The 25,521-nt window shown below is 48.9% G+C and carries 14 protein-coding genes and 1 pseudogene; 1 reads left to right on the plus strand and 14 read right to left on the minus strand.

Features of this window, described 5'->3' with window-relative positions; genetic code table 11:
* Positions 1–16 precede the first annotated feature (16 nt).
* The 10 genes from E2R66_RS09060 to E2R66_RS09105 form a co-directional block, all read right to left on the minus strand.
* A complete protein-coding gene (locus tag E2R66_RS09060; RefSeq protein ID WP_133229830.1) occupies positions 17–3,109 on the minus strand; it encodes a SusC/RagA family TonB-linked outer membrane protein in 3,093 nt (1,030 codons plus the stop codon).
* Positions 3,110–3,206: 97 nt separating this feature from the next.
* Positions 3,207–4,208: a DUF4961 domain-containing protein gene (locus E2R66_RS09065; protein WP_133229832.1), complete on the minus strand. Its 1,002-nt coding sequence runs from the start codon at positions 4,206–4,208 to the stop codon at positions 3,207–3,209.
* Between the two features lie 31 nt (positions 4,209–4,239).
* Positions 4,240–4,677, minus strand: coding sequence for a DUF5004 domain-containing protein (locus E2R66_RS09070; RefSeq protein WP_133229834.1), 438 nt, complete (start codon positions 4,675–4,677; stop codon positions 4,240–4,242).
* 18 nt (positions 4,678–4,695) lie between these two features.
* On the minus strand, positions 4,696–6,435 hold the full coding sequence (locus E2R66_RS09075; protein WP_133229836.1) for a RagB/SusD family nutrient uptake outer membrane protein: 1,740 nt from the start codon (positions 6,433–6,435) through the stop codon (positions 4,696–4,698).
* A 301-nt stretch (positions 6,436–6,736) separates the two neighbouring features.
* Complete coding sequence (locus E2R66_RS09080; RefSeq protein WP_133229838.1) at positions 6,737–7,564, minus strand: alpha/beta hydrolase; 828 nt, start codon at positions 7,562–7,564, stop codon at positions 6,737–6,739.
* 267 nt (positions 7,565–7,831) lie between these two features.
* Positions 7,832–9,217, minus strand: a complete 1,386-nt coding sequence (locus tag E2R66_RS09085) for an SGNH/GDSL hydrolase family protein (RefSeq protein ID WP_133229840.1) — start codon at positions 9,215–9,217, stop codon at positions 7,832–7,834.
* Entirely contained in the window at positions 9,214–11,547 is a 2,334-nt protein-coding gene (locus tag E2R66_RS09090) for a GH92 family glycosyl hydrolase (RefSeq protein ID WP_133229842.1), read from the minus strand. The genes E2R66_RS09085 and E2R66_RS09090 overlap by 4 nt, the downstream gene beginning before the upstream one ends.
* 1,005 nt (positions 11,548–12,552) lie before the next feature.
* Entirely contained in the window at positions 12,553–15,105 is a 2,553-nt protein-coding gene (locus E2R66_RS09095) for a glycoside hydrolase family 38 C-terminal domain-containing protein (RefSeq protein WP_204985895.1), read from the minus strand.
* Positions 15,106–15,317: 212 nt separating this feature from the next.
* Positions 15,318–16,706, minus strand: coding sequence for an SGNH/GDSL hydrolase family protein (locus E2R66_RS09100; protein ID WP_133229846.1), 1,389 nt, complete (start codon positions 16,704–16,706; stop codon positions 15,318–15,320).
* A gap of 218 nt (positions 16,707–16,924) precedes the next feature.
* Positions 16,925–17,746, minus strand: coding sequence for an alpha/beta fold hydrolase (locus E2R66_RS09105; protein ID WP_133229848.1), 822 nt, complete (start codon positions 17,744–17,746; stop codon positions 16,925–16,927).
* A 682-nt stretch (positions 17,747–18,428) separates the two neighbouring features.
* Between E2R66_RS09105 and E2R66_RS09110 the strand changes: the two genes are divergently transcribed.
* Entirely contained in the window at positions 18,429–19,436 is a 1,008-nt protein-coding gene (locus tag E2R66_RS09110) for a LacI family DNA-binding transcriptional regulator (protein WP_133229850.1), read from the plus strand.
* A 21-nt stretch (positions 19,437–19,457) separates the two neighbouring features.
* Here the strand turns inward: E2R66_RS09110 and E2R66_RS29260 are convergent.
* From E2R66_RS29260 to E2R66_RS09130, 4 genes and pseudogenes are all read right to left on the minus strand, one after another.
* Positions 19,458–20,222: pseudogene (locus E2R66_RS29260) on the minus strand (SGNH/GDSL hydrolase family protein).
* Positions 20,223–20,853: 631 nt separating this feature from the next.
* Entirely contained in the window at positions 20,854–21,636 is a 783-nt protein-coding gene (locus tag E2R66_RS09120; RefSeq protein ID WP_133229852.1) for a DUF4249 family protein, read from the minus strand.
* On the minus strand, positions 21,636–24,467 hold the full coding sequence (locus tag E2R66_RS09125; protein WP_133229854.1) for a TonB-dependent receptor domain-containing protein: 2,832 nt from the start codon (positions 24,465–24,467) through the stop codon (positions 21,636–21,638). Before E2R66_RS09125 ends, E2R66_RS09120 begins: the two co-directional genes overlap by 1 nt.
* A gap of 263 nt (positions 24,468–24,730) precedes the next feature.
* Positions 24,731–25,441 (minus strand): LytR/AlgR family response regulator transcription factor, encoded by a 711-nt coding sequence (locus tag E2R66_RS09130; protein ID WP_133230107.1) that lies wholly within the window; start codon positions 25,439–25,441, stop codon positions 24,731–24,733.
* Positions 25,442–25,521 lie beyond the last annotated feature (80 nt).

Genomic DNA, 25,521 nt, shown 5'->3' on the forward strand with positions numbered 1-25,521 from the left:
TTATGATGACCAATAATTAAAGCTTAACGGTAAACCCTGCGTTCACTACCCTTTGTATGGGGTATGCCCCGTTGCTCACTTCCGGATCGATGCCTTTATAGCCATAAAACGTTACTAAATTCTCGCCATTGGCAAACAACCTTACGCCCTGCAGCCTTAATTTCTTCACCCAGCTAAAAGGCAGGTCGTAGCTTATCTGCGCATTCTTCAGCCTGATGTAATCGCCCGAGCGTACATACAGGCTGCTGTAAGCCGTGTTGTTGGCGTTGCCTGTGGTTAAGCGTGGCAGCGTTGCGGTTGCGGCGGTTTCGGGTGTCCAACGGCCGGTGAGGTTATCATAACCCTGACCTGCGTAGGTTAGCCCCAGAAAACCGATACCTGCAAAACCGTTAACCATGGCGTTATCAAACAGGAACTGCCTGTTCTTTACACCCTGAATGAGCATACTGAAACCGAAACCTTTGTAGTTGAAGCCCAGTGATGAACCGTAAAAAATAAGCGCCTTGCTACCGCCGATATTGGTGATATCGAATTGGTTAATGATACCGTCGCTATTCAAATCGGCGTATTTCACGTCGCCTGCCTGGGCGGTGTAACCTGTAGTAGTTGCACTGGTGGCGGCTTCCTGTGCGTTGGCAAAAAAGCCAAGTGCCTGGTAACCGTAAATAGCATTTGTTGATTGGCCGGTATGGCGCAGCCATGGGTAAGGAGTTGGGGTTTCGTCGCTAAATACGTTTTTAGATTGTTGTATAGAGGCGTTGCCCGATATAAAGTAATTAAAGTTGTTGATGTTGTTTTGATAAGTAAGCGTAAGCTCGGTACCGGTATTCAGCACGATGCCGATGTTCTCTGCCGTGTAAGGCGTACCCAGCAGCAGTATGTTGCGTCCGCGTATCTGCAGCAGGTCTTTATAACGATCGTGGTAGTAATCGGCAGCAATGCTTAAATGATTATTGAACAGCGCGATGTCTGCGCCGACATCGATCTTGTCGGCTTTTTCCCAACTGATGAGCGGGTTGGCCAGCGCATTGGCAAAAATACCCTGCACATCGCTGCGGCTGGTACCGGTGCTGTATTGGTAGCCATTTGGCGAGCTGTAGGTTTGGATAAAGTTATAGTAGCCAAAGTTATCAACGTTGCCATTACCGGTGAGGCCATAGGTGGCGCGCCATTTCCATGAGGTAATAAAGCTCAGGTTATCTTTAATGAAATCTTCTTTACCCATTTGCCAGCCCAGGCCGCCTGCGTAAAACACGCCAAACTGCCTGCCCGGCGCATACCTGCTGTAGCCGCTGCGGTTTACCGCGCCCTCTACAAAGTATTTGCCATCGTAGCTGTAGCCTGCTTTAAGGGCCTCATTGGTGGTGGTGGCCGTTAAATCGAAGTTGAGGTTCATGCTTCGGGTATCGTAGAGCAACTTACCGGTAAAGTTGTGCTTGCCAAAGGTCCTGTCGTAATTCAAGGCCAGCTGGCCGTAAAAATAGCGTGCGCTGGATAAGCTGTTAAAGTTATTCACCTGCGACGATGGCGAACCCACGCCCGCATAAGTATTATCGGGCTTTATTAAAAACGTATTGTTTTGCAGCGACCTGTTCAGCAAGCTTTGCGATGACAGCGCCAGGTTGCCCATGGCTTTACCCGATAAACCTTTAGTAACGCTGCTCATATCGTAAGTAAGATCAAGGTTGGCTAGTACATCGTTGCTATTGGTGCGCATGTAACCCGAGTATTCGGTTTGGGCCAACAAGTTGTTGTTATAAGTAGTGGTACCCGCAAAAGAACCATCGGGATTACGCACGGGGTAAGCATTATTTGGCGTAGAATACAAATTGCTCAGGATATTATTATACCCCGCACCCGGCTGCGTTGCCGACTGGATGCGGCCGAACATCTGCAGATCTACCACTAATTTCTTGGTTACATTCACTGTTAAATCTGTATTGATGATGTAGCGGTTAAGGTTGAGGTTGGTGTTATAGGGTACATCTGATGCGGTCTTGAACATACCATCCTGGCTAAGGTAATTAAGCGATACGCTGTAGCGGGCAATGTTGTTGCCACCGTTCACGTTAAGCTTATAGCTGGTCATGAGCGAGTTTTTGCGGAGGATGGTGTTGTACCAGTTTACATCCGGGTGACGTGTTGGGTCACTGCCGTCGCGGTAAGTGGCAAAATCGGCTGCACTATAAATCGGCAGCTTGCCATCGTTCTGCAAAGCTTCATTATACAAATAAGCGTATTGGTAAGCAGGCAGCGGGTTAGGTAAGCCCAGCGGTGTTTGCGATGCAGTTTGCGCGGTGAAGGATATCCTTGGAGCGCCGGCCTGCGCACGTTTGGTAGTGATCAATATCACTCCGCGCGAGCTGTTTTGGCCCAGCAGGATGCTTGACAAGCCATCTTTTAAAACCGATACCGATTCGATGCTTTCCGGGTCGAGCGAGGAAATCTCACGTTGTACCCCATCTATAATCGTTATAGGTGCCTGTCCGCGCAGCGATACAAAAAACTCGGTATTATCATTTGCCTGGTAGTTGTTGTGCAGTACTACGTTGCCAATAAAATCAGCCTGCGTTTGCCCGGTAGTTTGCGGGTTATTAAAGCCGCTGCGCTGCTGGGTGTATAAACCGGCCAGTTGCCCCGGCAAAGCGTAGGTATAAAGCGACGCTGGTGTACTGGCCAATTGATTGGTGTATATGGTTGATACTGCACCGAGGTTCTTATCCGCGTCGGCAGTGCCATACAGTACATTTATTTTGGCAGGGGCTTTAATGTAGGTATCTATCAGCCTTATGGTAAGGTCGATACCTTTAAAACGAGCCTCGCGTACATTGTAGTTCGCGGCTTTGAATACCAGCGTGCTGCCCGCAGCGGCGTTCAGCTCAAAGCGGCCACTTTTATCGGTGCTGGCGGTATCTGCCTTGCCCTTTACGGCAACTTTTACGCCCTTTAGCGGGTTGCCGTACTCATCAAGCACAAGCCCGCCGGCCATACCCGGGCGGGTACCAACCCTGGCGGTGGTATCCTGCTGCATAGCGCGACCGGTTGTAGCCAGCGCCAGCATCAGTATTACCAAAGCCGTAAAATATTTATTTAAGTAGCAATTAGCCATTGTATAAAGTTTAAATTGTTGGCAAAAAATATAATATGGTTTAAGCCCGGGCACACTATGGTCTTTGATAGGGCCCAAGGCTATGGTCAAAAACTGGTTATCCGCATTTAAATGTGTAAACAAATGGCGCATCGGTATTACCATAGCCTACCCTACTGGTACCTGCTTTGTTGGTAATATGGTATTCCATCTTTATTATCGTCTGCGCATCTGTAGTGTTGAAAAAAGCCTTCGGCCAAAAGGTTATCTGGTACCTTTTGCTGGTAGCCGTGGTTTGCTTCATGAGCGTTTTAGCCGTTTGCTCGCACACTACTATGGTTTTGCCGTCGCTGGTGTAAGCGGTTGCGCACAGGTAAACTTCTGGCTCTGCACTTACCGGGGTATTTACCACCGCACCATCAAAAGTTAGCGTTACAATATCGTTATCCAGTGATTTTGGTGGATCTAAAACGGTTAGCTGCGGGTTGCAAAAATCTATCAGGTCGCCGGTACCGCCGGTTACTTCAAAGCAATCGGTACTTTTTTGGCTGTAGTAGGTACCAAACTGGTCGCTGGTGAGGCCGTTGCCGGTATCAGTAATGGCATAGCCAATTTTAACCAGGGTGTTGTTGCCATCGGCACCAACTTTCATCTTGATGTGCAGGTCGCCGGTAATGGTGTGGCCACCCTCGTGGGCGTAAGGCTTATCGGTTTGGAAAACTACCCATTCCATATCATCTATCAGGTTGCCGGCCAGGCCAAAAGTGCGTTTCATGTAAGCCGACCAGGTTAGGCCACCGCCTTTGGTAGGCAAAGAACCATCGGGAATAAGGCTCATGGTACCATCGCCCTGGGGGCTGGTGTAGGTAATGGTGGTATTTTGAGCTATTTTCCATCCTTTTGGTACCAGTATGCCCAGCACCAGGTAATCGGGGCCGCCGTTACCGGCAGTGGGTATATTAACATGCACCGTAACAGGCAGTATATCGCCCGCCTTGGCAGTAGAGGGTTGGTCTATCCCGGCAATCTCCTCGCCGCAGCAGGCCAGTGCAATGCCTATGATCAGGCAGGCGCACATCCTCCATAAATTCTTGCCTTTTATATGTAAATATTGTCTCATAATCTCTCTTTATTCGGTTGAAGGCGGTTGGTTAATTGGTTTTTTGGAGCACGTACACGTACGAATTATTGGCGCAGCCCGGGCTAAAGGTTAAGCTTAATTGCCTTTTACCATTCACTATAGGGTAGGTAAATGCAGTGGCTACGGGTGTTTTGCCGGCGGCTGTAAAGGTGATTTTGTACGGATACTCCGGGTCGTCTAACGCGAAGGTGCCATCCTGCTCTACCAGGAAAGGCATCTTGTTTACCAAGGCATAGCCGGTTGAGGTAAAGTTTATCTTAAACCCACTAAAATCAATAATAGCCGTTAAATCGGTACCGTTGCGGGTAGCCTTTATCACCTGCCAGCTGCCGGTAATATCTTTTAAAGCTTCTTTCTGCGGCAGTACCTTTTCGGTTTTGCAGGCTGTAGCCAATACGGCAACCATCATCACCAGCAGCAGCGTTTTTATTTGGTATATCCTTTTCATATAATCTTTTGATGCTTATTAATAACCAGGGTTTTGTATCAATTCTGCTGATTTGGCCACCTCGCTTTGCGGTATGGGCCACAAATACATCGCCGTGCGGAAGTTGCGTTTACGCACCGGGAATATGGTATAAGTTACCGCAGTACCCGTGCGGTTAACCTCCATGCCCGTTGTTTGGATATTGTCGGTTGCATCGGCAATTTTCCAGCGGCGCACATCCCAAAAACGTTGCTCTTCAAAGGCAAGCTCTATGCGCCTTTCGTTGCGTATTGCCTGGCGCATATCGGCCTGACTTAAACCTACGGGTAGCTGATAAGGACTAAGGCCTGCGCGCTGGCGTATAGCCTCTACGGCAGCATATACCAGGTTGGTGGGGCCTTCATATTCGTTGGCGGCTTCGGCATAGCTCAATAATATCTCGGAGTAGCGGATTAATGGTAAAACACGATCGGTACGGTGGATAAAATCATTGGCAACTGCGCTTGGGGCAAGCATTTTGTTGCCGTAGTAACCGGTAACGGTACCCCTGTGTACAGCATCGGGGCCGGTGGGTACACCATTGAAGGTGCCCTGGTATATATTAACCGGCGATAGGCCAGACTGCAGCCTGTTTTGCAACAGCGTTTGATCGCGGATGACCGTAAAATCTAAACGCGGATCGCGGCCGGCGTAAGGGTCTTGCGGGTTGTAGCCGGATGTTGCGTCGGTTATCGCTTTACCGTTCTTCATGGGGAAGGCATCAACCAAACCCTGCAGCGGGAATGCCCCGTACTGACCGGTGCGTGATGGCGGCTGGTACAAATTCTCCAGATCAACATTGCCTGTGCCGCTCATATACGGAAAAATGTATTCGGTATTGAAACGCATGGTAAACACGGTTTGAAAACCGATACCCGGCGTAGAATTATCGGTGTAGAGCGTGTAAGCATTTAAACTTATTACCGCAGATGCAGCATCCCGGGCGGCCTTCCAGCGCTCCTTGTTTTCTGAGGGGTAACCTAAAACATCAGCGTTTTTAGTACCGCTGAGCCTTTGGCCGTTGAACAGCGGGCTGGCAGCGTATAATAATACCCGTGCTTTTAGAGCTAAACATGCCCCTTTTGAAGCGCGACCATAGCCTACGCCGGTTTGGGTGGTTGGCAAATCCTGTGCGGCAGCATCCAGTTCAGCTACGATGTAGTTTACGCATTGCTCGTAGGTATTGCGCGCTGCTGGTATCTTATCGGTATAGTTATAAATACTATCGCCTACCAGGTGGATGCCCCCGTAATGTTTAAGCAATATAGCATAGTACCATGCCCGCAAAAAGCGCGCCTCGGCTTTCATCTGTGTTTTGGTGAAAGTATTGATAGGCGATTTTGGCAGGTTCTTGAGCAATTGATTTACCGCACGGATGTTGGTGTACGATTTGCGGTAGGCATCATCTGTAGCTACGGCTGCGTTGATGGTACCGGTTTCCCAGGCCAGCGCGGTTGACCCGCCAGAGTTAAAAACCTCCGCCTCGTCTGAAGCGGCATCTAACCCGCCATTGGGCGTACCGAAACCATAAGTGAACCTGTTGGCCGCGAAACTGAAATTGACGTTTGCATAAATGCCTGCCAAAAAGCCTACGGTGTTGGCGCTATCCTTAAATACGGTTTCTTCGGTAAGGTTTGATGTGGTGGTTTGCCCCAAAAAGCCATCTTTTTTGCAGGATGCCATGAGGAACAACAGCAGGAAAAAGGAATACGCGACAAACTGAAAGTAAATTTTTTTCATACTATAGGGTTATTATAACAAAGCGGCGAAGCTTCAATACTTTTTATACTTTTTGGCTTAAAATCGTTTTAGCAAATCCTACGAAAACACACGCTCAACGGCTGGGATTATACTAAGGCAATAATTGGTTTATAATTCTGGTATTAAATTATAATGCTAATATAGTTTGTAAAAACGATTTAGCAAACTTTTTTCGCGTTTTTTTTATTTTTGATAATTTGCTTAGCTACAAGGCTATTGTTTAACATTTTAACAAGTTTTAAAACCGTTATTATTAATGTTTTTAATAAAAGATACCCGCCTATTTATCGCCATTAAAATACCGGCTAAAAAACAGCACCTGATAGGTGATAGCGTTTCCCCAATATTCCCAGGAGTGCCCGCCGGGCCTTACGGTGTAATCGTGCGGTATCTTGCGCTCCAGTAGTTTCTCGTGCAATTCCTGGTTGCCGCTGTACATCCCATCGTCGTAACCGCAATCAAAAGTGAGCGCCAACGCGTTGGGCTTTACTAAATAAATAAGGCTTACCACGCAATGCTGTTCCCATACCTCGGGGTGTTCGCTGTATTTGCCCAGCAATTGCTCAATGCCATAGCTATCGGCAAACTGGCGTATATCCACCACCCCACTCATACTGCCCGCAGCGCCAAAAACGTCCTGATGCTTAAACGCCAGAAACAACGCACCGTGCCCGCCCATGCTTAAGCCGGTAATGGCCCTCCCCTTGCGGGTGGCAATGGTGGCGTAATGGCTATCAACGTAGCTTACCAGCTCCTTGCTTATATAGGTTTCGTACATAAAATCCTTATTTACAGGACTATCGAAATACCAACCCGCAAACGCGCCATCGGGGCAAACGATGATGAAATGATAGGTATCGGCCAATTTGGTAATGGCGGGTATCTTCTTAATCCAATCGGTATAGTTGCCGCTAAAGCCGTGCAGCAGGTACATCACCGGGTACTTTTTTGTGGTGGTGTAGTCGGCAGGTTTTATCACAACGGCTTTCAGGTCGCGGTTCATAGCGACGCTATGGGTTAGCGCCGTATCAACCGTAGCCGCCGATGCCTTCAGGCCAAAAAATGCAGCGCAGATAAGCAGCAGCGCGATAATTCTTTTGATATTCATGGTATGCTGGATAGTATTATTAAAAGCTGTTATTGTAAGTAGCGATGGGTTTGAAACAATAATTTCCGGAACGTTGATTTTTTCCCCTCTTGAGAGGGGGCGCGCAGGATTGTGTGATGGCAGGGGTGTGTTCGCCACTATGCAATAGTACAATGCATGGTACAAGAACACACCCTTCCACCCCTCTCAAGAGGGGAATCGCACAGCCCCCCTTGCACGCTATTGTTCGGAACATTATGGTTAAATACATCGTTAAGCTTAACTATATTATTTTGTGGCTATTATTTCTATACGATGCGTTTGCGGTTTGTTGATAGCGTATATCTGGTTAATCAACACATCCATCTCCTTTTGCCAGGCATCGCGCAGGCTTTTGTAACGGGCGCGGCTGTAATTATCCTTGTTGCCGTTTACAAATATGTTGGTAGCAGCATACTTTTTTACCGAATCCATCGCCGCGTTATTGTCTTTGTACAGCATGCCTTTTTCTTTCAGGAAATCATACTCCATCCACATGTAGTTCCGCAAACGGCGTTCTATTTCCCAGCGTTCTTCGTTCAGTTCGCGTATTTGTATGGCCTGCTGGTATTGCGGGGTGGCGGTAATTTCGGCCAGGTTGATACCGCCGGCAAAGGCATCGGCATTAAAGGAGCCCATTTTTTCGCCGTCGATAAGCAGGTCGTAGTTACCAGTTGTAAGGTTTTTCACGGTAAGCATCTCGCGGTTGAAATCGTTGGTGAAAGGAATTATCTTCAGTGCTTCTGATTGCTTTTTGCGATTGCCCCAGGCACGTGGGATGGTATCGATAGGGTAAGGCAGCGAGTTGGCTAAATAACTGAAGGATATCGATTTAGCATTTGCCGATAAATTCAGCACCTTGCTGTTTACTGCTTTGGTAACGGTTTTGGCAGTTGCGTTGATGGCTACATCGGCCACTACGCTGTTTGACAGGCCCTGCGTTTTCAGGAACAGGTAGGCCATCACCAGGTGGCCATCGTTATCGGGGTGTATGCGATCATTTGGTGTTAGGCTGAACGTGGTATCTTTCAACTGCTCGCGTTTGTTGATAGCATCCATCGGGTGGTAAAAATCTACGAAACCCCAATTGTTCTTTTTTGCTGATGCCTGCTGGTAGTCGATCACTTTAGAGAATGCCTCCGCCTTGCCGGGATACAGGTTTTTAGTGTTGAATTTGCTGGTAAAATCATACGGCGAACCCAGGATCAATATCTTGCGGATATCGGTACGTTTCTTCAGTTTATCCACCAATTCCTCATAGGTTTTGTAGGAACCTGTAAGGCGGTTATCGATAAACTGCTGGCCATCCTTGCGGTACCATTCAAAATAGCCGGTATCGTTCATGCCCCAGGTGAGGGTTAGTACGGTGGGATTTCTCTTTAGCACATCGTCATCAAAACGGGTGGCTATCTGCCCAATGGCATCCCCACCGATGCCCACATTGTAAAACGTAACCCGGCGGTTGGGGAAGTGCGTCATATAATACAGCCAGATGTACGAGTGGTAATGGCCGCCATCGGTAATACTGTTGCCCACGAATGCCACGCGGTCGCCGGCCTTAAAAGGGGCAACCGTTTGGGCACTTGCGCCCGCGAATAGCCCGAGACTTATGAGTAATGAATAGAGTTTTTTCATATGTGTTGATTGATACCCCAGCTTTTATTCGGCTCTGCCCCCATGGTGAGCTCTAATGTGCCGCCTGCGGCTATCTCGGCGTAGTCGATATAGCATTTGTTATAAGTTTTCCCGTTTAATTTGGCGCTTTGTATGTAAATATTGCTTGCCGAATTATTTTTGGCAATGATGCTGAATGCTTTGCCTTTGGCGTATTTAGGATCGAGTTTTAGGGTTACTTTATCAAAAACCGGACTGGTAATTTCCTGCCGGGTATCGCCCGGGGTAACCGGATGCAGGCCGCTGGCGGCAAGTACGTACCAGGCACTCATCTGGCCCACGTCTTCGTTCCCTACCAAACCTTCTACCGAGTTTTTATAGGCGCGGCGGCATATCTCGCGCGTCCATTTTTGGGTAAGCCATGGCCGGCCAAGGCGATTGTACAGGAAAGGCACATGGTGCACCGGCTCGTTGGCGTGGTTGTAATAATCGTTCCACATCATGTTATCAGGTGTTTTGGCGAAGAGGTTATCCAGATCGGCAAGTACTTTTTGTTTGCCGCCCATCAATGCCACCATGCCATCCACATCCTGCGGAACAAACCAGCCCTGCTGGTAGGGGTTGGTTTCGAAGGTGCCGTACCATTGCGTCATCCGCCCGGAATCGGGCCAGGCTTTCCATTCCCCTTCGTCCTCTCTCGGGCGGAACCAGCCTTTATCCTTATCGAAAATATTTTTGTACGATTGCCCGCGTGCCAGGTATTTTTTGGCGTCGGCCGGGTGTTTAAGCCAGGTAGCTAACTGCCCTACGCACCATTCGTTATATGCATATTCTAATGTTTGGGCAATGCCAATGCCACCGGGGGCGTAACCCTTCTCGCCGTTGCCGAATTTCTCAACCGATCCAACGGCCAGGTTGTATGCCTTATCTAGATCGTAATTGCGGATGCCTTTGGCGTAAGCGTCGGCTAAAACGGAGGTCATGGGGTTGCCCAGCATGCAACCGCTGTAGGCGTTAAGCAGTTCCCAGCGTTCGAAATAGTTCTTCTGTTTCTGGTCGGCAAGGGTTACCATGGAGTTCACCAGATCATTCACCAGCGATGGGTTGATGATAGTTTGCAACGGCATCTGACTGCGGAAAACATCCCAGCCACTGAATATGGTGCGCTTTTTGAATACCGCGCTTTTATGTGCTTTGCCATCACCGCCGGGGTAATTGCCATCCACATCGCTGATGATGCGGGGATCTATCATGGTGTGGTACAGCGCGGTGTAGAATACTTTCTTCTGCTCTAAAGTGCCGCCTTGTACGGCTATTTTAGACAGGGCAATATTCCAAAGCGCGGTGGCTTTTTGGCGTAGGGCCTCAAAATTCCAGTCCTTGATTTCGGCGAGCAGGTTGTTTTTTGCACCCGCCGTGCTCACGAAGGAAATGCCTGCTTTCATCAGCACCCGCTCATTTTCGGTCGTGGCGAAATTGGTGTAGAAACCCAGGTGTTTCCCTTGTTTTTCTTTAATATTCTTTAAAATAGCGGCGTTTGCTACCACATCCTGGTATTTATCGCTGCCTACTTCTTCGCGCTTGCGCACCCAGCCATCGGGGATATCGGCGCTCCAAACGCCGTAATCTTTTAGCGGCTTACTGAATTTGGCGTAGAAGTAAACGGTATAATCGGCATGCCCGTCGCCGTTGCCCCAGCCGCCGCCATCGGGCGTGCATTTCATCCAACCTTGTATGGTGTACGCATCAACCACCTTTACGTATTGCAAAGTGGAGGTACCCCCTACCCTGCGGGCGAGGTCTATCTGAATGCGCGAAAGTTTATTCTTTGGAAAGGTGAAGCGCAGCATACCGCTGTGCGGGGCGGCGGTAGCTTCTGCCTTAATGTTGTTATCGGTAAGCAGCACGCTATAGTAGCCCGCCGATGCTTTTTCGCTGGGCTTGGCGTACATACTGCGGTAGCCGCCTTCGGGATGTGCGATAGTGCCGGCCTTTGTGCGCAGCGGACCTACTGTAGGCATCACCAAAAAATTGCCCAGGTCGCCGTACCAGCCTATGCCGCTCATTTGTGTAAAGGCAAAGCCTTCTATACTGGTATGCTCGTAGCTGTAACCCGAGCCATTATCGCCGCCTGTGATGGTATTGGGACTTAGCTGCACCATACCATAAGGCGTAGCCGCACCCGGAAAAGTTTTGCCGAGGCCGTGGTACACGCCGGCATCGGCCGTACTGGTACTTGCCCCTATGAACGGGTTAACGTACGATGCCGGGGTTTGCGCGCGCAGCGTCTGCGTAGCCGATAAAGCCAGCAATGCCGTTAGGGCAAGATATTTTCTGATAAGATTAAACATTTATGCTCTTTTACAATTGGTTTGCCGGGACGAGGCACGCACAACGATTGCTGATGGCCACAAACCCGGCGGGACACTGGAAAACAAAACTTAGAAACACAGGCGCTGCTGCCTAATCGGTTTTATAATAAGCCCAATATTAGACAAGAAAAAACGATTTAGCAAATTTTTGGAGGAAATATTTTTCGGGAGCATAAATTGCATGCTAGCTGTCTTAAATCGTCCTCGTTGAACTACTAAATTTTGCAAAACCCTACACGTGAGCGTGGACGCTCACCAAGGCTGTTGCGTCAAGTGTAGACAATGCCGCGGCGGGGGTTGTTTGCATTACCAATCAGCATTGCTTATCCGTTTCATAAATGGAACGGCAATGAAGGTGCATCACTTTTTACCGTACTTTAATTTACGCCAACGACCGCAAACCCACCTTCATTGCCGTCGACTTTTAGTCGACGGAATACAGATGCATTCGGGGTTAGCTACGTTCAAATCAATCGGTAACTGCTTGAACACAACGCTCCGAAAACTCGAGGTTTCAAACCCATCGTTACGTAAAACTAATAATAGTCATGCCGTGCAAAGCCGCTTGTATGTTGGTCACTTTTCTGATGGGGTCTTGAAATAAATTCAAGATGACGTTTGCAATTAAACAGCCCATCCAATCACGTGAGCGTGGACGCTCACCAAGGCTGTTGCGTCAAGTGTGGACAATGCCGCGGCGGGGGGGTGTTTGCATTACCACTCAGCATTGCTTATCCGTTCCATAAATGGAACGGCAATGAAGGTGCATCATTTTTTACCGTACTTTAATTTACGCCAACGACCGCAAACCCACCTTCATTGCCGTCGACTTTTAGTCGACGGAATACAGCTGCATTAGAGGTTAGGTATGTTCAAACCAATCGGTAACTGCTTGAACACAACGCTCCGAAAACTCGAGGTTTCAAACCCATCGCTACGTAAAACTAATAAACGTCATCCCGAATCTATTTCGGAATGACGTTTTTATTGTTTCCTAGCATTCACTAACCTCACCGTCCTGATGCCGAATTTAGGCATGCTAAGGCTTGCGCTTAGGCCACCTGCTTTTAGGCGGGTTATTGGTAACGCAGCTTTAACCCTACCATCAAGCTCAACTAACTCAACCTTATCTGCTTTCAAATTAAATATTACCTTGCTTTGTACGTTGCCCGCACCTGTATTAAAGAGGCGCACCAGCATATCGTTACCCTCAAAGTTTACGGCTGATATTTCATAGCCCGGCGGTACCTGTAACAACGAATTGGCGGATGCGGCAGCCGATGCTACCGCTAATAACGGCTCGTTCCATTTCCTGCTTTCTGCTTCTATGCCCGCCTTGTCCCAAACGCCGGCATGAGGCAACAGGGCGTAGTGAATAGTAGTTGGCCCGGTTATACTATGGTCGCGGTTCCAGAGGCCCATGCCGGCGTATTGGATATCTAAAGCCAAAGGGAAATCCTGTCCATGGGCGTAATTGGTGGTATGGTCGGTAAACAGGGCCATGCCGTATTTGCCGTCCCCATCAGTCACATCTACCCAGTTCAAAAGCACATTGTTCTTGATGCTGTCCCAGCGGGTAAAAAAGGTATTATCCAGTTTACTTTCGGTAACATCGAAGGGGGCGTTTTTATAAACTTTCTGGTCTTTAAGGTTCAGCGGGAAGTAAGCCAACAGTTTTTCGCGGTCATCGTAAAAGGCTTTCAAAGGGTTTTCTAAACGGTAAGTCCCTTTGGGCGTAGCCGCGCCGATGCCGGTATTGTTTTTCCAATCAATATGGAGCGTAACATCTATTCGTGGCTGCCCCTGCGCCAGGGTAAGGGTTTGGGTATAAGCCGTTCCGTTGATGGTGCCTTTGATAGCGAGTTTAACCAGCAGCGGACCATTCTCCAATATCACCACCTTCGCCGGGTTATCCGCTGTGGATTTAAAGCCGCCGTCGTTATAAAAATTGCCACGCAACTCGTTAAAGGCACGGACGTTTGTTTGATCTATAAACTCTTTACCATCAAGTTTCTTAGCGATGATGCTTTTGATTGCACCACCCTTCGCCGGGTCGATGATGACTTTGTAGAGGTCGGTTTCAATCAGATATCGCCCATCGGACAGTTGCTTAAGCAAGCTGCCATCCCGATTAGCGCTATTTTTTAAAATTAGCTGGTAAGCAGCGGAACCCATTCCCGGCACAATTGCCTTAAACAACACACTGGCCTTATCGGCAGATAGCTGCGCTGATACCGGTTTGCCTTTTGCATCTAACAGCACCAATCCGTAGGGACTAACCCCGGGTGGCAATTCAAAAGTAACCACCTCTGCCCTGTTGCTACCTGTGGTATTATAAACGTTTACGTACCGGGTCTTGCCCTTGCCGAGGCTTCGCATAGATGTGTTGATGATGCTATCGCAAATGGCGTTGGTGTTGCTGGTCCACTTAACCACTTTATCTGCCCAGGTATCGCCGGGTTTGCCGTTGTAGGGCACTATCCAGCAATCATGATGCTGGGATAACAGCAACGTGCGCCATGCCGAATCGAGCTGCGCTTGCGGCCAGGGCGTACCCTTGTATATTTTGGCCATAGCCGCCAATTTCTCGGCCATCACCAGCTTATTTTCTGATACCCTCACCTCCTGCGCAATCTGTTGCATCACCTGCGAACCCCAAACCAGGCTCACCAGTACATCTTCCTGCGAGAACCGCCAGTCTTCGCGTACATCGTTTTTCGCAATGTTGCCAAAATAGTTGCGCCAGGTGGTGTAGATGCTGTTGATAGTGCCCTTTTGCCCGCTGCCGATGAAGGGGCCTTCCTTCCAGCCGGCATCCTGTAAGGTCATGCCGATGGGGTGGGGCATTCCGGCGGCAATGGCAGCGTTGATATAATGTGGTGCGTTGTTCCAGGCGATGGTTTGCCAGGTTGATTTTGGCGAGAGCTTTTCCACATCGTATCGCGGCGATGTGACGATACTGCTGCCATCCGGACCGATCCAGTTCACCAACTCGCCGCTATGACTTTGCGTATAGCCGCCCCAACAGGTATTAGGGTTTTTGAGCGATGCATATTTGATACCGAAAGAAGTCAGGATTTGCGGCAAGGCGCTGGTAAAGCAGGGTTCTTCGGACGAATAACTGGTAAATACCGCCGTTGGGAAATGCTCCCGCACCAGCTTCATGCCGTAACTAAACTGCCTGATGATGCTCTCGCCGGAGATATTGTAATTATAGCTTTGGGCGTAGGCGGGGTTTACGTATTCGATACGACCGTTGAGGGATTGGCAGGCAAACAGGGCTTTAAAATCCGCATAGGCTGCCGGGTCCACCGCTTTTGCGCGGGCCCAGGTTTCGGGCTCCAGTTCTATATTGATCTTCCAGTTTGGGTTATTCTTCAGCATATCCGCCATAAAGCGGGTATTCCAATCCGGGTAGTGCCCCCATATACCGCCGTGGTACCCATCGATATAATAAGCCGTTTGCGCGGATGCAGCGGGTGCAATCAAGGCAATAAGCGCCACTAATATCACGCGGAGCGGGGAAATCGCTTTCAAATTCTTTGTTCCCCTCTCGAGAGGTGGCGCGGTGGCTTGCATGAGGGGAGGGGTGTGTTCGGCACCTTGCCATAGCAGAATGCATAGCGTGCAAACACCCCCCTCCCCCTCCCCTCCTCTCGAGAGGGGAATCGCACATTCCATCGTGCGCGATATTTTAAAAAGCGATTTCCAAGTCGCGCGGATGATATTCAGGTAGGATTTCATCAAAATCAATTAACTAAGGTGATACGGAAGCGATGCGGCAAGGGTTTGTTTACGGTGTACATCTCGTTCGTGAGCAGGTCCATCTCTTTTTGCCAGGCATCGCGTACTGCCTTAAAGCGCGCCTTTTGATAGGATGGAAGCGTAATAGCCACGAAGAAATCCTTTTTGGCGTATTGCTTTAGCGAATCTACCGTGGCCTCGCTATCGTTAAATAGCAATCCTTTGGGTTTCAGGATGGAGTAGTGTATCCAGTAATACTCGCGCAGGCGGCGTTCTATTGCCCAGCGCTCTTCGTTAATGTGCATCACCGCCAAAGCCTGCTGGTACTGCGGGGTTGATTTGATCAGCGCCAGGTTTATACCCTGCGCAAACTCAGCGCCGCTATAGGTGCCGATGGTTTTGCCGTCGATACTTAAATGATATGTTTTAGCCTGCAGGCCGCTCACCTGTAGTATCTCCCGGTTAAATTCCTCCGTAAAGGGTATTACTTTCAAGGCTTCGGACTGCGCCTTATCCGGCCGGCCGAACCCGCTTGGGATGGTGTCCATAGGATACGGCAGCGAATTGGCCAGATAAGTAAATTGTAAGTCCTTTGAGTTGATGGCTGGCCGCGTAATTAAGCAGTTTTTTGCTAAAACGATTTTTTTATTGGGGGCATTTATAGCAACACTAGCCACCTCGCCCCCGGCTAAGCCCTGTGCTTTGAGGAACACGTAGGCCATTACCATTTGCCCGTCGTTAGTGGGGTGTATGCGGTCGCTGCCCTCCAGGGTGAAGGTAGAATCTGTCAGTTGCCCGCGCTGATTGATCGATGTCATCGGTGCACCGAAATCGACGTAGTCCCAATTTTGCTTTATGGCTTCTGCCTGTTGTTTTGCGGCAATGGCCCGCATGGCTGTATTCTTTTTTAATAAGGGCGTAGCCTTTATCTTACTCGTTTCATCATAGGGTGAGGAGCCTATCATCACTTTGCGCACGCCCGGATATTGCGCTAGTTTACTGCTAATTAACGCGAAGCTTTTTAAAGATTCGGCCACTTTTGCCGCGTAAACCGAGTCGGCATTAGGGCTTTTGAGGTTTTGGTAGCCGGTATCGTTCATGCCGAAGGTGAGCGTAACTACCGTTGGCTTCTTAGCGAATACGTCGCCATCCAGCCGTTCGTACATCTGCCGGGCAACGTCCCCGCCTATGCCGGCGTTGAAGAATTGCATGCGCCTGTTGGGGAAATGCGTAAGGTAATACAGCCAAATGTAAGCGTGGTAATGCCCGCCATCGGTAATGCTATTGCCGGTAAACACTACCCTATCGCCCGCTTTAAAGGGTTTGATGGTTTGCGCGTAAAGGTTGCTTGCGGTATAAAAAACAAAAAGAGTAGCCAGTAAACTTCGTTTCATGAAACAAAGTTATAAAAAGCTAAATCAATTTAGCTTTTCTGGAATTATTTTTCGTGCTTGTAACCGCTTTGGTACCTAATCCAACGGATAATAAAAAAGAAGCTGTATCAAATCGAAATCCTTGATGGTTAATTTTAACCGCAGAGGTTGCAGAGAAGCCACAGAGGGGGCACAGCGCCATGCTAATTGCTTAATTTGATACAGCTTCGATTATTTTATTATGCTTTTATAAAGGCCAGCAAATCTTTGTTAATGGTTGCAGCCTCGGTAGTAGGCATGCCGTGCGGGAAACCCGGGTACGAAATCAGTGTGCCGTTTTTCAGCAGCTTGATAGCCTTAACAGCAGTGAGCGGAAAAGGCACTATCTGGTCGTCTTCGCCGTGCAACACCAGCACGGGGATATCTACACTTTTCAGGTCTTCGGTAAAATCTGTTTCAGAGAATACCTTTACACAATCGTAATGGGCTTTTATGCCGCCCATCATGCCCTGGCGCCACCAGTTGTCTCTAACAGCCGGTGATATTTTAGCCCCCTCGCGGTTATACCCAAAAAATGGCATGGTAAAATCCTGGAAATACTGCGTTCTATTTGTTGCTACACCTTCGCGTATGCCATCGAACACCGCTAAAGGGATGCCCTCAGGGTTCTCTTCCGTTTGCACCATAATGGGGGTAACCGCGCTGATGAGCACAGCCTTGGCTATGTGGCCATTGCCGTGCTTTGCTGCATAACGGATAACTTCGCCGCCGCCGGTAGAGTGGCCAATGTGTATGGCATCCTTCAAACCAAGTGCTGCTACCAGTTCTGCAACATCTGCCGCGTAGGTATCCATATCGTTGCCGGTTGCGGTTTGGGTAGAGCGACCGTGCCCGCGGCGGTCATGCGCTATGACGCGGTATCCTTGCTCTACAAAAAACATCATCTGCAGGTCCCAATCGTCGCCTGATAGTGGCCAACCATGGTGGAAAACGATAGGTTGCCCTGTCCCCCAGTCTTTGTAATAAATCTCCGTTCCGTCTTTTACTTTAATTGTGCTCATTGGTTTTTGTTTTTTATGGTGTGAATACTGAATTAGGGCAATTTTGCTTGGATGGTTGCGTAAGGAGGGGGCAATTATACGGCTTTGCGTAATCATCGAAGCGCCGGAAACAACCTGCACGTAAATGCTCAAGAGAGTGTTAACGCCAATTTCTTTTTACGAAAACAAAATAGCAAATTTTGTGCAACTACAGATAAATCAGCAAAAATTTAACATAAAGATCATCGCAAAACGCAAAATTGACCCGTAGTTAACACCGGCTTTAAAAAGCCGCTATCGAGCCGCAAAACATGCCAACTGTGCCGCCTGGCGTAGTATTGCGGATATCTTTAAACAGCACCCTAATTGGGCAGCCATACTTGTGTGCGAGTAGAATTTGATTAGTTAGGGGAAAAACCTCGGGGAGATCCGCTTTTAAATGGGGGCACCTACGAAGCCCGCAGCATTGCCTGTTAATTTTCTATAAACACAATACCCCTAACGTAGCGTAAAACTCAATTCGAGCTAAACACTCCGTTAGGGGATCGTGTTTATAACGGCAGTAACAAAAGCCCGAAGGCTGCATAGGTGCCCCCCAATCAGCCTCTAATCTAAAGGCGATTTCCCTGGAAAGAATCTGTTTGATTCTTTATACTAAAGGCAATACCAAATTGCTTTATACTTGTACATTGCTTTATAATAAATGTATAAACCGGCTACCATAAAAGATATCGCTGCGGCATTGAACCTATCGCCCTCCACCGTATCGCGGGCGCTGCGCGATGGCTATGAAATAAGCGCCGAAACAAAAAAGACCGTAGTGGCTTACGCGCAAAGCGTAAACTATAAATCGAACCCGAATGCGCTGGGACTAAAAAACAAACGAAGTTATTCGATAGGCATCGTGGTGCCGGAGCTGGCCAATAGTTTCTTTTCGCAAGCTATTGCCGGTATAGAATCTGTAGCTTACGAAAAGGGCTATCACACCATTATCTCCCAAACGCACGATTCTACCGAACGGGAAAGCATCAACGTGAATCATCTGGCTAACCGCTCGGTAGATGGTTTGCTGATATCCATGTCATCGGGCACAACGGATTACGATTTTCTGACCAGACTGAATAAAAACGGACTGCCGATTGTTTTCTTCGACAGGATAATAGACGAGATAGACACTTTTAAAGTAACCTCCGACAATCAGAGCGGTGCATTTAAGGCAACCGGGGCACTGGTTGGTATGGACTGCCGCCGTATTGCCTTATTGGCCAGCGCCCCGCAATTATCTATCACTAACGAGCGGCTTGCCGGTTATAAAGAAGCCCTGTCACACCACCATATCCCTTTTAGCGAAAGCCTGGTTAGATACTGCTATAAAGGCGGCAGCGATTACCAGGAAGTAGAGGACGCCTTAAAGGAGCTGTTGGCCAATACCGATAAACCCGATGCCATCTTCATCGGTAGCGACAGTATCAGTATCTGCTGCATCAGGGCTATCAAAAACCTGGGGCTGGATACCGGGGGCATCAAAATAGCCGGATTCTCCAACTCGGATGTGGTGGATTTGTTACAACCATCCATCATTTACGTACGGCAAAGGGCATTTGAAATGGGCAAGATAGCGGTTGAAATGCTGCTGAAGCTGATAGAAAGCCGCTACCCCATAACCGAATTTGAAACGCGCGTACTGGACACTGAACTGTACTGCCCCTAACAGGCCACATCCCGGTCGGGATTACCTTATAAATTTTAGGTTTTTGCTTACCTGCTTTATCCACTCGCGGGCAAATAATTCGTGTCCGTTGGGCATAGGGTGTATGCCATCCCACATCCAGTATTCGGGCGGGCCGTGCTGCGCTGCAGCTTTGGTAAAATGCTCCTGCAGGGGTACATAAATGGCATTGAATTCCCCAGCCAGTTTTTTTGCCGTAGCCTGTCGTGGGGTTATCTCGCTCAGGTATTTGTCCCATTGCTCTCTTACTTTACCTACGGGCAGTATAAAGGGTTCTCATATAACCAATTGCACATCGGGCATCTTCTGCATGGTTTGGGTAAGCAACGCCCTGAAATTGGTTTCATAGCTTTCGGCAGTATAGCCTTTATCGCCCCAAACGGCATGCATGGTATCGTTTACGCCTATCAAAATGCTCAGCAAGTTGGGCTTTAGGGCAAGGGTATCGATGTCCCATCGGGCGGTCAGATCCGGCACGGTGTTGCCGCTGATGCCGCGATTGATGAAGTGAAAGCCTTTCTGCGGGAAGTTGTACCATAAACGCGCGGCAATCAAATAAGCGTAGCCATGACCCAGGATATGGTTCCAGTCGTTATCGCGGGTGCGGTTACCATCGGTAATCGAATCGCCCTGGAACAAGAAAGTATAGCCTTCACCATCTTTGTTAGTGTCTGGTAAAGCGGTTGCGTTTAGGGCAGATGGTAAAGTAATAGCCGCTGCGCCGGCAAGGGCGGCATTTTTTATGAAATCTCTTCGCGATGATGGCATCAGTCTATTGGTTTTGATGCTGTAAGGTAGGATTAAAAGGGATAAGCCGCAATCGGTTGTATTGGCGCGATTGAGATTTGACAACTTTTTAAAAGTTGTCAAATCTGAGCGGCGGCCTCATCCTGCGCTAAGGATTGAAGTGGATACCGGCCGCGGGCTAGCGGATTAAGGCCTGCAGGCGTAAGAATGGAAAGCCTGACCCAAAGGGGAGCGCCTATAAGTTTAAAGACGATTGCTTATACCCAACTATGTAATTGCGAGTGATAACGCGGCAATCATTGGTGCGAAGGTCGCACTTGCAAAGCCGCTCTGCTGGCCGAGGATTGCTTCGTCGCCGCCAGCGCGCTTTTCCCGCGCTGCTTCTCGCAAAGACGATGTGGTGACGGAATGTCTGTATAATCCCCTCTCTAACGAAAAGCCGACCCAAGGGGGAGCGCGCATAAGTATAAAGATGATAGCTTATACCCAACTATGTAATTGCGAGTGATAACGCGGCAATCATCGGTGCGAAGGTCGCACTTGCAAAGGCACTCTGCTAACCGAGGATTGCTTCGTCGCCCCAAACGCAATTGGCCCGCGCTGCTTCTCGCAAAGACGATGTGGTGATGGCTCGCCGCATATAACATCCCCGCTAATTGCTCAACGCCAGCCTTATGGTATCTGCCTGCATAGCCGTGAAAATACCGTAGCCATTGGTGATGTTGCCTGGCGGGTTATTTAGTTGCTGCGAGTTGGTATTGGTATTGCTGGTGAGGATATCCACGTACTCCTTATTTACGGTATAAAGTATGGCACTGTAGTTCCCTGCATACCTGAACGGGCGGTAAGGCACATCGTAATAGGCGGCTTGCTTGGCGTTGATAGTAAAATTGGATGGGTAATTGCCGTTGCCATTGGCGTACTGGTTGGCCTCATCGTATTTGAATACCAGCACGTGGTAAATCGAATCGGGGTTGTTCCAGGTGAACCTTATGGCCGTAGAATCAGATTCGGCCGGGCTAGCGCCAACCAGTATGGCAAATTTGGTTTTAGAGGCGGTATAACCCGTGGTTGCAGCAGGCATTATGCTACCCGCAGATACGACCAGGTTTTTATAAGTAAACTGTAACGTATAGGTTTTGCCGGTTTGTAAAAAGGTAGAATCGGCATAGGTGTAATTGCCTATAGTGGTTTCGGTTAGCTGCACGGTTTGTGCGCCATCGCTCAACTGTAATTGCAAACCACCAATGCGTGGGCCATAGGCGGCGGTATCGCTAAAGGCTTTTTGCTCGTACACGTTAACTTTTATGGGGTGCCCCATTACCAGGTAGCTGATAATTACCGGCCGCTCGGCAACGCTTGTGGTGCTATCCTTTTGGCAGGCCGAAAACAAGACGGCAAACAATATGATGCTATATATAATTCTCTTTACCATTATTTCAGTTTCAGGTTAAGGGTGATATTGGGCGTAAGGCCCAGGTATTTTACAGTAGTGGTAATCACCTGGTTGCCGCGGATATAATACTCGTTGTACCATGTATTGCGGTGGTTGTACACATTGAACAGCGAGAAACTGATGCTGCCTATTTTTGTGGCGTCGGTCTTGAGCAAATCATAAGTGGCAGATAGGTCCAGACGATGATAGGCAGGCAAGCGTTCGCCATTTTTGGTACTTACCGATAGGTAAGTGATTTTGTTGCCATCGAGCGTATTAACGTTATACACACCGGCAGGCGCGGTGTAAGGGTGCCCGGTACTGAAGATAAAGGTTGCTGCAAAGCTCCAGCGTTGCAGGTGGTACATGTTTACCGATTTAAACTCGTGTCTGATATCCTGCGCAGCAGAAAAATATTCGGTTCCGTAGACATCAAACTTGTTTTTGGCCTCGGCCAGGGTGTAACTTACCCAACCGGTGTACACTCCGGTTTTCTTTTGCAATAAAAACTCGATGCCTTTTGCATAGCCGCTGCCATTGTAAAAGTTCTCGGTGACGGTAGTGGTGGTGCCTCCGCCGCCCATAAGCCCGCCGAAACCGCCACCGCCGGCTGTGCCGCCGCCCAACTGGCGTATAGAATACTCGGTAAGGCCGCTGAGTTTCTTGTAATAACCCTCTACATCAAAAAGGAACTTTGAGGTTTCGTAGCTGACCCCGGCTATAAAATGGTCGGATACCCCTACCGGAATATTGCTGCCATTGGCCAGCACCCAAAAGTTGCGGTCGCCGCCGCTTACATCCTCCCGTATTACCCTATTGGTAAACTGGTAAAACCTGCCTGTGGCGCCTTTAAGGTTGATGCGATCTGTAACGTGGTAAATGGCCGATAACCTTGGCTCATAGTAAAATTTACCAGTAGGCGAAAAATAAGTGCTACGGATACCCGGCTGTATGTGCCAGTGGTCGTTCGGTTCGTATTCTAACTCCGCGTAACCGCCTGCGGTAGAACCGCTGTTATGCTGGTTGATGAGTGTTGTGGTATCGTTCTGCAGGTAAGTATAATCGATTTTTACGTTGGAGTTGAAGCCGCCGAACAGCACTTTTATTTTTGATGCTGCATTCCACTCCCAATCGGTTTTGATACCCGCATCTTTCAAACGGTTATTTTCTAACATTCCACTATTGATGGTAGTGGTGGTAGCACTATCCGTAATTGTACCGTTGGTGCCACGGTCGCGGTCGCTAAAGAAGCTGGAATAGCTAAGCACCGTATTGCCGAATAATTTCCGGCTCGGGCTGCTGGTCCATTTTACGCTGGTACCAAAGTTACCATAGTGCGTATCATCGCTGATGTTAAGCGTACCGCCCGATGAGGTGAGGAAGGACGGCAAGGTCATCTCCCGGCTGTTATCCAGACGGTCGGTACCGTTGTACATACTCCAGCTAAATGAATTCTTGCTTGATGGCGACCAGGTGAACTTGGTATTTAAATCGTAAAAGTAAGAAGAGGGCGTAGTTTGGTTATTGAAACCGCCGCCGCCAAAACCGCCGCCACTTGGGCCGCCGCCGCCACCCGGACCACCCCTGGTAGCACCACCGCCAGTATTGGCCGTACTGCTGTTAAACTGCCCGAACAACTTATTATACAATGGCCCCTGGTACGAGCGCCTGATGGCTATCAGTGCGGACGCGTTGGAGCCCACCGGCGTTTCGGCATAAACGTTGGTGCTGAGCAAACTGATATCGCCGCCGATATTCACTTCTTTTTTGTTACCATCCTTGCCGCGCACCTCGGTAACGCTGGATAAGCGACCGCCGTATTTGGCAGAGAAACCACCTTTGTAAAGTTCCACATCGCGCACCGCATTACTATTGAACGCGCTGAAGAAACCGTACAAGTGATCTACCTGGTAAATGGTAAAACCATCAAAGGTAACCAGGTTCTGATCGGGCGTGCCGCCACGTACGTAGATGCCCGATGAGGATTCGTTGGTAGCTGCAACGCCCGGCATCAGCTGGAACGCGCGCATGATATCCTTTTCGCCTATATTGGGCAGCTTATCCAATAAGGCAGGCGTAAGCTGTATAACACTTACCTTTTTACTATCGGTATTGAGTACCCCCTTCTTTTTACCGGTGATGACCACCTGGCTAAGCGCATTCAACGATGGATAAAGCGAGAAATTAACGCCGCCCTTTACGCTGCTGCTGTCCAGCCGAAACACATCGGGTTGGTACCCTATGAAAGATACATCAACCAGGGAGGTATCTGATGGGATATTGAGGATGGTAAAATTGCCGCTGGTATTGGTTAGCGCGCTCAACTCTGTTCCCCGGATGCGAACGCTGGCTCCGGGCAGCGATTCGCCTGTTTTTTGGTCGGTAATGCGGCCGGTTAGGGCAAACATGTAATGCTTTGGCGGCGCAGCGGGTGGGGGTATAATCGCTGGCTTAAAATTGCGGGCCGTTTGGTTAAGCTCGTACTTGAGCTTCAGGCGGGGCAAATCATCGGGTTGCTGTAGTATGTAAATGGTACCGTCGTTCTCAATCCAATATTGCAGATGGTTCTCTTTGCACACAAATTTGAACACTTTGGCCAACGACTCATCGAAGAAGTGTTCAGTGATATCCATCTGCACCAGCGAATCGCGCTCGAAAACGATGGCGAGATCGTAGTTAGCCGCAAGGGTATCCATCATCTGGTCCAGCGTGCAGGTAAAAAAATGGTCGATTTTGATCTTTTTGAGTTTTTCGCGGGTGTTTTGGTGTTGCCCGTAGGCAACCGCACTCATCAAAATAAACAGCAGCGTGTAACGTAGTTTTCTATCCATCAAATTAACATGATGCTGCTAATTTGGATGATGGATACCTGCCTATCAAATAAAAGAGATGAAGCGGGGTATTGTATAGACCAATGGGGAGATTGGGGGAGGAATATTCCAGGCCGTCATGCCGAATTTATTTCGGCACCCCACACGGCAGCTCATAAGCTTTGCATTCGTGGCTGTGCATCCCCGGCTTTGCAATCGTTGATTTTTATGATGGGGTGCTGAAAAAATTTCAGCATGACGAGAGTTTTATTGGTTAGTGGCGCCTAAAATACTTTCCCCGTCATTCGGCTGATCACATCGCGGTAGTTATCGGTATAAGGCACTTCCACATCGTTCAGTTTAATACGCCCCTTACGTACCGATTGCACATAGCCGAGGTTTACGATGTATGATTTATGGGTACGGAAGAACTGGTCGGCAGGAAGTTGTTCTTCCAACGCTTTAATGGTAATGCGCGACAACAGCGGCTTGGCCACGCCCGTACGGTGCAGCTTAACGTAATCTTTAAGACCTTCTATGTAGGTAATTTCGCCATGGTTTATGCGCACCAGGTTATAATCGGCATATACAAACAGGTGATCGCGGTTGCGTTCGGGCGCTGCGGCTGCCGGCTTGTTATGCATATCGTAAAGGTGCAGGGCCTTGTTGCAAGCTTTCAGGAAACGCTCCAGGGGCACTGGCTTCAGCAGGTAATCTACCACATCCAGTTCGAAGCCATCCAGCGCAAATTCGTGGTGGGCAGTTATAAAAATTACCATGGGCTTTTGCGCCAGGCTTTTGATAAACTGCAGCCCGGTGATGCCCGGCATTTGTATGTCGCAAAATATCAGGTCAACCGCTTCAGTTCGCAGTACCTCCATGGCCTGCGCAGCCGAGCGGCAACTGGCTACCAATTGCAGGCGTGGCACCTGTTGCAAATTATCTGCTAAAAGCTCGAGGGCAAGGGGTTCGTCGTCAATAATTATACACCGCATATCTACCTGTACAAGCATTAGGGGCTTGCATTATCCAAAGAAACAGTATGCCGCGCGAATTATTATTTTTTTAACATTAT

It is taken from the genome of Mucilaginibacter psychrotolerans (genome assembly GCF_004519315.1).
GTDB lineage: Bacteria > Bacteroidota > Bacteroidia > Sphingobacteriales > Sphingobacteriaceae > Mucilaginibacter > Mucilaginibacter psychrotolerans.